At 60.4% G+C, this 8,921-nt stretch carries 6 protein-coding genes and 1 pseudogene; 5 read left to right on the top strand and 2 right to left on the bottom strand.

Features of this window, described 5'->3' with window-relative positions:
- Positions 1 to 106: 106 nt before the first annotated feature.
- From PG883_RS21490 to fhuB, 5 genes and pseudogenes are all read left to right on the top strand, one after another.
- Positions 107 to 901 (top strand): annotated as a pseudogene (locus PG883_RS21490) (TonB-dependent siderophore receptor); the annotation flags it as partial.
- Between the two features lie 60 nt (positions 902 to 961).
- Positions 962 to 2,608 (top strand): multidrug ABC transporter permease/ATP-binding protein, encoded by a 1,647-nt coding sequence (locus PG883_RS21485; RefSeq protein ID WP_041212066.1) that lies wholly within the window; start codon positions 962 to 964, stop codon positions 2,606 to 2,608.
- A gap of 46 nt (positions 2,609 to 2,654) precedes the next feature.
- Complete coding sequence (locus tag PG883_RS21480; RefSeq protein WP_010672275.1) at positions 2,655 to 3,419, top strand: ATP-binding cassette domain-containing protein; 765 nt, start codon at positions 2,655 to 2,657, stop codon at positions 3,417 to 3,419.
- A 31-nt stretch (positions 3,420 to 3,450) separates the two neighbouring features.
- On the top strand, positions 3,451 to 4,344 hold the full coding sequence (locus tag PG883_RS21475; protein ID WP_041212338.1) for an ABC transporter substrate-binding protein: 894 nt from the start codon (positions 3,451 to 3,453) through the stop codon (positions 4,342 to 4,344).
- Positions 4,341 to 6,323, top strand: coding sequence for a Fe(3+)-hydroxamate ABC transporter permease FhuB (gene fhuB / locus PG883_RS21470; RefSeq protein ID WP_041212067.1), 1,983 nt, complete (start codon positions 4,341 to 4,343; stop codon positions 6,321 to 6,323). The genes PG883_RS21475 and fhuB overlap by 4 nt, the downstream gene beginning before the upstream one ends.
- 420 nt (positions 6,324 to 6,743) lie before the next feature.
- Here fhuB and PG883_RS21465 read toward each other — a convergent pair whose 3' ends face one another.
- Together PG883_RS21465 and PG883_RS21460 are read right to left on the bottom strand one after the other, a co-directional pair.
- A complete protein-coding gene (locus PG883_RS21465) occupies positions 6,744 to 8,063 on the bottom strand; it encodes a type II toxin-antitoxin system HipA family toxin (protein WP_042864682.1) in 1,320 nt (439 codons plus the stop codon).
- Positions 8,063 to 8,317 carry a helix-turn-helix domain-containing protein gene (locus tag PG883_RS21460; RefSeq protein WP_017410478.1) on the bottom strand — a complete coding sequence of 85 codons (255 nt, stop codon included), beginning with the start codon at positions 8,315 to 8,317 and terminating at the stop codon, positions 8,063 to 8,065. The genes PG883_RS21465 and PG883_RS21460 overlap by 1 nt, the downstream gene beginning before the upstream one ends.
- Positions 8,318 to 8,921 lie beyond the last annotated feature (604 nt).

Below are 8,921 nucleotides of genomic sequence, written 5' to 3'. Positions count from 1 at the left end.
CCTTAGACCGCGCAAATGTTTGGATTTCAGGCAACCGCAGATCGTGTTTGATGAACTACGACAGGTTGCTTGATTTGGCGGGTGTTGCACTTCGGAGTTGAATTCGCGTTTCGATTACGTGGAAACCCACAACATCAGCGAAGCCAAGAGCAAGAACGAGAAACAGTACGACGACAACCTCTCTCTCTCCGGCAGCCTGATGTACCTGGCCGACAACGGTCTCTCCCCTTACTTCGCCTATGCGGAATCCTTCGAAGTGCTGCCGGGGATAGACCCCAACACCGGCAACTCCTACAAGCCGCTGGAAGGCAAGCTCTACGAGACCGGCGTCAAGTACGCACCCAGCTTCCTCGATGGCTACATCAACCTGGCGCTGTTCGATCTGGAGCAGACCAACTCCCTGGTCTCTACCGGCTCCGGCCAGCAGACCCAGGCCGGTGAAGTGACCTCCCAGGGGGTCGAGCTGGAGGGGAGCGTGCAGGCCACCGAGGCCTTGCGCCTGACCGCTGCCTATACCTATACCGATGCCAAGACCAACGACACCGGCAACGGCGATCGTCGTGCGAGCCTGATCCCGCGCCACCAGGCCTCCTTCTGGGGCAACTACAAGGTGCAGCAGGGCCCGGTATCCGGTCTTGAGCTGGGTTCCGGCGTGCGCTATGTGGGTTCCAGCGTCGGCATCGGCGCGGTGAATGCGGACTACACCCCCATCTATGGTTCCGCCCAGGTACCGGCACACACCGTATGGGATGCGATGATCGGGTATGACTTTGCCAAGAACTGGCGTGCCCAGATCAACGTCAACAACCTGCTGAACGACACCTATGTGGCGAGCTGCGACTACTACTGCTACTACGGCGAGCCGCGCAGCATAGTCGGCACCGTCAACTACCGCTGGTAAGCGACAGGCCGGGCGGGGGCGAAGGCTCCCGCCCTCCTTCCATTCATCTACAGGCCTGTCATGGAACTCTTGTCACTGGTTTATCGCCAATACCGTTGGCCCTTCATCGCCATTACCCTGCTCAGCCTGCTGAGTGCTGTCAGCGGGATAGGCGTCATTGCCTTCATCAATCAATCACTTATCGAATCAGTCGGGGATCCGCTGCCGATCCTGGGTCAGCTTGTCGGCCTTGTCTTGCTGCTGCTGGTGATCACGCTCGGATCCCAACTTGCCCTGACCACCCTGGGTCACCATTTCGTCTACCGGTTGCGTGGCCGCCTGCTCAAGCAACTGCTGGATACCGACGTCGCCCGTCTGCGTCAAATAGGGCAGGGGCCGCTCCTGGCCTCCCTTTCCAGCGACATCGGTCAGATCACCATCGCCTTCGTGCGCCTGCCGGAGCTGGTACAGGGCCTGGTGCTCACTCTGGGCTCCATCATCTACCTTGGCCTGCTCTCTCCCGCCTTGCTCGGTGTTACCGCCCTCTGGGTCACCGTGACCATGGTGGTGGGCTGGCTGCTGGTGAACCGGGTCTATCGACACCTGGCGCACATGCGCCAGGCCGAAGACAGGCTCTACCAGAACTACCAGTCCATCATCGCCGGGAGCAAGGAGCTGGCGCTCAACCGCGAGCGTGCCCACTTCGTCTACCACCAGCTCTATGAGCAGAATGCCCGGGACTACCGGGAGCAGATCATCCGCGCCGATACCTACCACCTGAGCGCGGTGAACTGGTCGAACATCATGATGCTGGGTGCCATCGGCCTGGTCTTCTTCCTGGCCAACGGGCTGGGCTGGGCCAACACCAATGTGGCCGCCACCTTCGCCCTGACCCTGTTGTTCCTGCGCACTCCCTTGCTGCAAGGTATCGGAGCCCTGCCGACCCTGATCGCCGCCCAGGTGGCGTTCGACAAGATAGCTGCCCTCAATCTGGCGGAGCCGGACGAGGCGTTTCCGCTGCCGCCTGCGCCTCGCCCCTGGCAGCGCATCGAGCTGGATCAGGTGAGCTTTCACTACCAGGGGGAGGGCGGTTTCTCCGTGGGCCCCATCAATCTGGTGATCGAGCGGGGGGAGCAGATATTCCTCATCGGTGGCAATGGCTCCGGCAAGTCGACCCTGGCCATGCTGCTGACCGGGCTCTATCAACCGGTCTCTGGCCGGATCCTGCTGGATGGGGAGCCGGTCACCGATCGCAACGGCTATCTGGGGCTCTTCTCCGCCATCTTCACCGACTACCACCTGTTCCAGCATCTGCTGGGGCCGGAGCCGAAAGAGGCGCTGGTTGCCGAGTGGCTTGAGCGCTTGCAGATGGGCAGCAAGCTTGCCATCGAGGATGACTTCATCGCCGATATCGACCTCTCCCAGGGCCAGCGCAAGCGGGTCGCCCTGTTGCTTGCCCTGGCAGAGCAGCGGGAGGTGATGCTGTTCGACGAGTGGGCCGCGGATCAGGATCCCCAGTTCCGCCGCATCTTCTATCAGGTGCTGTTGCCGCGTCTCAAGGAGATGGGCAAGACGGTGATCGCCATCAGCCACGACGATCACTACTTCTCTCTGGCCGATCGCCTGCTGGAGATGCGCCAGGGCCGTCTCACCGAACTGACCGGCGAGCAGCGCGAGCAGGTGAGCCGGGATGCGGTCGCCCATCTGGATGGCAAGGTGCCGGCCTGATGCTGGCACCGATGAGACTGGCAGCAAGCCAGCACAGGAATTGCTTATGTTCGAGATGAAATCCGCCAGCTTCGCGGTCAATGACCGCACGCTGCTGCACCCCACCAGCCTTCGCTTCGAGCAAGGTCGGGTCTATGGCCTCATCGGCCACAACGGGTCGGGCAAATCGACCCTGATCAAGCTGCTGGCGCGCCAGCAACCCCACAGCGGCGGGGAGATCCTGTTCGATGACCAGCCGTTGTCTGCCTGGGGCAACCGGGAGTTTGCCCGTCAGGTGGCCTATCTGCCCCAGCACCTGCCGAGTGCCGAAAACCTGCTCGGCCGCGAACTGGTGGAGATGGGGCGCTACCCCTGGCGCGGCCTGCTGGGCCGGATGGGAGCGGAAGATCACCGTCAGGTGGAACGGGCCATCGCCCTGACCCACACCGAACGCTTTGCCGATCGGCTGGTGGATACCCTCTCCGGCGGTGAGCGGGGACGAGTCTGGCTCGCCATGCTGCTGGCTCAGGAGAGCCGTTTCATCCTGTTGGACGAGCCACTGGCCGCCCTGGACGTGGCCCATCAGGTGGAGGTGCTCACGCTCGTCAAGCAGCTCAGCCGCCAGCTCAACCTCGGGGTCATCATCGTCATTCACGACATCAACATGGCCTCCCGCTTCTGCGATCGGCTGGTGGCGCTGCACTCCGGCCGTCTGCTGACCCACGGAGAGCCCGAACAGATCATGACAGGGGAGACCCTGAACGCCATCTATGGCATCCCCATGGAGGTCATTCGCCATCCGGCCCATGACCACGCCATCGCCATCGTCTGACCGGGGGCCGCTCTTGAACCGTTTATTGAAGATGGCGCCCTGTCTGCTCAGTCTGCTGCTGCCCCTGGCAGGGGAGGCCGGGCAGCTTGTCACCGCCACCAGCGCCACGCCCCGCATCGCCACCGTGGACTGGACCATAGCCGAAACCCTGCTGGCGCTCGGAGTGACACCGATGGCGGTGGGGGATGTGGCCCCCTATCGCGCCTGGGTCGGTGAACCCCAGCTTCCTGCCGGGGTGATCGATATCGGGCTGCGTGCCCAACCCAACCGGGAACTGCTGGCGGAGCTCAAACCGGATCTTGTTCTCATCTCGCCGCTGGCGGCCCCCCTGGCGCCGACCCTCTCCCGCATCGCGCCGGTGCACTCCATCGCCCTGTATGAACCGGGCACCGATCTGTGGCAGCGACTGCGGGAAGCGACCCTGACCATCGCCGCCCTGGTCAACAAAGAGGCGGAGGCCGAACGCCAGCTCACCGCGCTGGAGCAGGATCTGGCACAGATGCAGGCGGCGCAGCCCGCCGATATGCCCCCCTTGCTGGTGGTGCAATTCATCGATGAGCGCCATGTGCGGGTGTTTGGCCATGGCAGCCTGTTCGAGGCTGTGATGCAGCGCCTCGGTCTTCGCAACGCCTGGCAGGGAGAGACCAATGCATGGGGATTCTCGGTCGCGAGCCTGGAGCAGTTTCTCGGGATGCCGGAGGCCAGGCTGGTGGTGGTGGACCCCGTGCCCGTAGGGGTTGGTGAAAAACTTCAGGAGCCTGGATTGTGGCAGCATCTCCCGCTGGTACAGAATAATCCAGTGATCCATCTGCCTGCGACATGGAGTTTTGGTGGCATATTGGCGGCCCGTCGCTTCGCCACCCTGCTGGACGGTGCCCTGCGGGAGCAGGCTGTCCACAGTGCAACCGGGGGATCAAATCAATGAGATCTTCTCTTTCTTCGCCCCTGCTGCGCCCGGGTCTCTGCCTGTTGGTGCTGACACTGGGGCTGGCTTGCGCCGAGCTGGCACGTCAACTGCCGGGGGCGCTCTGGTGGCAGGCTTTGTTCTCCCCCGAGCTGGACGATGCCCGCCAGGCGGTGGTTCATTTCAGCTGGCTGCCGCGCCTTGCCATCTGCCTGCTGGCCGGTGCCGCCCTCGGGCTCGCCGGTACCCTGATGCAGCAGGTGCTGCGCAATCCCCTGGCTTCGCCCACCACCCTGGGGGTGGCCTCCGGCGCCCAGCTGGCGCTGATGATGGTGACCCTGCTCGCCCCCTCCTGGCTGCTGATCGGGCGGGAGTGGATCGCCATGGCCGGGGGAAGCCTGGCCATGGGGCTGGTCTTCGCCCTGGCCTGGCGCCGTCAGCTCAATCCCGTGGTCATCGTCTTTGCAGGGCTGGTGATCAACCTCTATCTGGCCGCCATCAGCATGGGATTGCTGCTGTTCTTCCAGGAGGAGCTCAAAGGGTTGCTGGTGTGGGGGAGCGGATCTCTGGCCCAGAACAGCTGGATCGGCGTCGGCTATCTGCTGCCACGGTTGCTGCTGGCCGCGATGCTGGCGGCGGTGCTGGTGCGCCCGCTGGCAGTGCTGGAGCTGGACGATGCCAGCGCACGCAGCCTGGGGGTCTCCCTCAAGCATCTGCGCCTGGCTGGTCTGGGTCTCGCCGTGTTCGTCACCGCCTGCGTGGTGAGCGTGGTGGGGCTGATCGGTTTTATCGGGCTGGCGGCGCCCGCCATGGTGCGGCTGCTGGGGGTCAGAAAACTGGCCCAGCGGCTGCTGTGGGCACCCATCCTCGGCGCCCTGTTGCTGGCGGCCACCGATCTGCTGCTGCAGACCCTGAGCCGGTTCTGGCCTGTGCTGATCCCGACCGGCGCCATGACGGCCCTGTTGGGGGCGCCGCTGCTGCTCTGGCTGATCCCGCGTCTTGGTATCAAGCAGAGTGCGCCTAAGGCAAACTCCTCCCTGCAGTTGGCCCGCCATCCGGCGCCGACTCGCCTTGTCGGCCTGATGGTGTTGGGGCTGGCTGCGGCGGTGATCGCCTCCCTGTTGTTTGGGCAGGGGATGGGCGGCTGGGGCTGGCCGAGCTGGCTGCGGTGGCAGGCCCAGCTGGAGTGGCGCTTGCCGCGCACGCTGGCAGCGGGTGCCGCAGGCGTGTTGCTGGCGCTGGCAGGCACCCTGTTGCAGCGAGTCAGCAACAACCCCATGGCGAGCCCCGAACTGCTGGGGGTAAGCGGTGGCACCTTCATGGGGGTGATTGCGGCGGTCCTGTTGCTGCCCGCCTTGCCGCTGCCCATGATGCTGCTGGGGGGGCTGGTGGGCGCCTTCGCCTGCCTGTTGCTGCTGGTGCTTATCAACCGGCGCAACGGCTTCCAGCCGGAGCGGATACTGCTGTCTGGCATCGCCATCACGGCGCTGTTCGAGCCGTTGCAGGCCATCGCCCTGGCCAACGGCGACCTGCGGGTGCAGCAACTGCTCTCCTGGATGTCCGGCTCCACCTATTACGTCACCCAGCCGGTGGCCCTTGCCCTGGTGGTGTTGGCGCTGCTGATGCTGGCAGCCTGCCTGCTGGTGAGCCGCTGGCTCGATCTCATGCCCATGGGGCCGGCGGTAGCGACGGCTCTGGGGATCCATCTCGGCCGTGCCCAGCTCACCATCCTGCTGCTGGTGGCCGTGCTCACCGCCAGTGCCACCATGGTGATAGGCCCGCTCTCCTTTGCCGGTCTGCTGGCGCCGCACCTCGCCAGATTGATGGGGCTGGTGAGGGCGCGCTGGCACCTGCTCGGCGCCGCAGGCTGTGGTGCTTTGCTGATGGTGTCGGCGGACTGGATCGGCCAGCAGATCCTCTTTCCCCAGGAGGTGCCCGTCGGTCTGGTCTCCACCCTGTTAGGGGGTGCTTACTTCATGTGGTGCCTGCGCCGCCTCTAGGTCGGTGGATGAAAAGCGCACAAAAAAAGCCCGGGATGAACCCGGGCTTTTCATTGCCTGTTCTGCGGACTTACTTGCCGATGCAGAATGTAAATAATTTATTATCTTCAATATGTTAGTGACTTTTCGGGGGCCACTTGGGGTAAAAGTAACTAAAACAGCATATTGAGAGGCCGCTCACGGGTTTCTGCCATCGTGCAGCGTTCCCATATAGTCCATTCTCGATCGTGCAGCCTTCCCATATGAATCAACGCGATGCCACCACACGCAGTCAAAGCCGCCTTTTAGGTGAGTTTTGAACATATTTTGAACCGACTATAGCATCGTCCGGTGCCTAGAAAGCCGCTTTACTCTTCGAACCGTGCAAGTTTCCCCATAGGTAGTTTGGCTAACCGTGCAGTCATCCCACATACCGCCAATTTAATCCCAACCCTTTATCAGCCTGGCTGAGCGGGCTTTTAGGCCCTCTAGAATGGTGCTGCTGATGGTATCGGGGAAGTCTGCTGGCAATTGCTGGGTAACGCGCTCAATAACATCATCAACGGAGTTGGCCAGTTCTGTCAGGATCTCTTCCATAGCAGAACGCTCAAATCCCACAGTTTTTGCCGTTTGGAAGAAATGACGCGGGAATATCTGCTCAATGGAGTACTTCTTTCCCTTGCTGCTTGCTAGGCCCATAGCGAGCTTGGCGTCCCTTCGGTTGAGGCCTCGGCCACCAAACACTGGATAGACAGATAGGATGTCGTAAAAAGGGGTCAGGCGAAAACGCCCTTCCGGTTCAATAAAGACCGAGAAGTTCTTTGCATGGCCATCGGTGGCTGCCAGCAGCCAGAACAGGACCTGAGATTTCATGAACAGGTAGCGATCCTGTTCTGGTGTCGCAGAGCCCAGCAAGGTTTTCATGATGTCTGTGATCCCTGGTCCTCCATGGCTCTCGTATTTCCGTGCTGACGGAACATTCAATACCTGACAGAAATCTTCTTGGGGAAGGCGCATTATCCAACTGCGATCGGCAGCGTAACGTCTGTCGAAGCGTTCCACAGCCAGTGCTTTGACCTGGCCAACCTGCATCATGAAGCAGTGAGGTACGGGTAGACCAAACTCCTTGGCAATCAGAGTGCAGAGATATTCGTTTTCTACGCTCTGGGAGAGGTCTATCGAGTAGGAGTGGCTTTCAATCTTGCCGATAGGGAGTTTGATAATGTGGGTTGTCGGCGTTGCTTTGAGTGGCAAGTACCAACGGCCATCGATATAGAGCAGCGCAGTCTTTTCTTGCGCCCCGGCGATAGAGATCCGGAACTCCTCTTGCTCCCTGACCATCCCCAAAGGGATTCCTGATTTGTAGCTGGTCAGGATCTGCTCGAGCTCGTCATCGGAAAGTGCCTTGTAGTCGATTCGCCTGACATCTGGAACATCGTGCCCTTCGGTAACCAGCTGTAATGCCCCTACGCTATCCTGGCCAATGCAACTGAGCAGATCGAAGGGCTGGGTTGATGCCGCTTGATAGCGTGCTACAACCCTGTTTCTCACCTCCGTATTATCTGGCAGCAGGTTGTCGAAGAAGTTATAGGCTTCATCGCCCCGGTAGGCCTGATGGCGCAATGGCATGGAGAGTGAGATCGGACGGCTGCCCGGTTGTGCTAGCCATGACTCATGGTACTGAAACTGATGGGCGCCGCTGGTAGTTTTGGTGAATGTGCCTACCCGATAGCCGTTCATGTAGACAGCCAGATTGGCCATTACCACTCCTCCTTCCAGCCCGATGCCGGACTCTCGGATGACTCATTGCGGGGTTTGATATCCACTGACAATTCGAGTGCTGCGAGGATCTTGAACAGGGTTTCCAGCTTGGTGGACTCAGGATTGAGCTCGAAGCTGGAGACTGTGTCTTGCCTAATCCCCACTTTCTCGGCCACTTTGCCTTGAGAGAGCTTTTGAGAAAGCCTGGCATCCTTGATACAGGCGCTCAGCTGCTTGGCGCTGGTTACTTTCATGATTCGACAACCTGGTAGCGTGCCTTCTTCCAATTTACACGCTATGGCAGGTATATCAATATTTACCTGTTACAGGTGGTAAATGTAACTTACACGCTGTAGGCGGTATCTAACATTTATCCCCTATAGCGGGTAAGAGAACAGCAGACGGGGAGATTACCAAGCCATGGGGTAAAGAACTGCCGCGCTACGCTTGGCTGCTGGCTTGTTCGGTGAGTCGAAAAGATGACTCACCTCAAAGCCCAGCTTCTGTAGATTTCCTCCTTTGGCATCCCATTCAGCAGATCAGGAATGGTGAGCAACGTCGCTTAAATACTCAAATACAACTCAAAAGCGACTTTGTGATGACGGATCACACTTAAAGTTTGTGCTGTCAGATCAAAAGGCTATCGAAAGGTTGTGTTTCGATCGTCATGTGGTGGTTCTAAAAAGGTATACCTAATGGGAACTACATCTCGGGTGGCAAAAAACTATTTTGGAACCATTTAAAATGCTGTCGTTTTCAGAAGGCGACTGCACGAAATATCAGGAGTCGGCTGCACTGCCAGAACTGGCCGCCTGCAAGGCAGCGTAGAGAGCGGTTTTTCCTACCTTGAGGCGTGCG

Origin of the sequence: Aeromonas sp. QDB25 (genome assembly GCF_027707725.1) — a bacterium.
Classification (GTDB): domain Bacteria; phylum Pseudomonadota; class Gammaproteobacteria; order Enterobacterales; family Aeromonadaceae; genus Aeromonas; species Aeromonas caviae.
The sequence above is the reverse complement of the archived record's forward strand: the minus strand, read 5'-3'. Positions and strand labels throughout refer to the sequence as shown.

Coding starts and splice junctions, on each gene's coding strand:
- PG883_RS21485 (WP_041212066.1), top strand. CDS start 962: ATGGAACTCTTGTCACTGGTTTATCGCCAATACCGTTGGCCCTTCATC.
- PG883_RS21480 (WP_010672275.1), top strand. CDS start 2,655: ATGTTCGAGATGAAATCCGCCAGCTTCGCGGTCAATGACCGCACGCTG.
- PG883_RS21475 (WP_041212338.1), top strand. CDS start 3,451: ATGGCGCCCTGTCTGCTCAGTCTGCTGCTGCCCCTGGCAGGGGAGGCC.
- fhuB (WP_041212067.1), top strand. CDS start 4,341: ATGAGATCTTCTCTTTCTTCGCCCCTGCTGCGCCCGGGTCTCTGCCTG.
- PG883_RS21465 (WP_042864682.1), bottom strand. CDS start 8,063: ATGGCCAATCTGGCTGTCTACATGAACGGCTATCGGGTAGGCACATTC.
- PG883_RS21460 (WP_017410478.1), bottom strand. CDS start 8,317: ATGAAAGTAACCAGCGCCAAGCAGCTGAGCGCCTGTATCAAGGATGCC.